Genomic DNA, 376 nt, shown 5'->3' with positions numbered 1-376 from the left:
AGCAATGCCGTCGATCATGTGAGTAGCGTCATTATTAACGCGGGCACCTGCGAATATATGGATAGCAACGACATAGACCCCGCAATGGCGCGACGTGTGTTCGAAACGAATTATTTTGGTGCGTTGGCGGTGTCGAAAATAGCCTTGCCGCATCTTAGAGCGGCGAGAGACAAAGAGTATTCCGCTTCTATGGTTTTTGTTTCAAGCAGCGTCACCTATCAGGCCCTGCCAAGAGCACACGCTTACGGCGCTTCAAAGGCTGCATTGCGCTATTTTGCGGAGTGTTTAAAGATCGATTTGCAGCATGAAAATATCAATGTGCAATTGGTCAGCCCCGGCTTTGTCGATACACCTCTAACAGAGAAAAACGACTTTG

The 376-nt window shown here is 48.4% G+C and carries 1 protein-coding gene; it reads left to right on the top strand.

Features of this window, described 5'->3' with window-relative positions:
- Positions 1-376: SDR family oxidoreductase (locus A3751_RS15850; protein ID WP_156492534.1), on the top strand; the 376-nt coding region annotated here is incomplete at both ends.

The sequence above is a fragment of the Oleiphilus sp. HI0080 genome, assembly GCF_001635135.1.
This window is presented reverse-complemented; position numbering and strand designations above follow the sequence as displayed.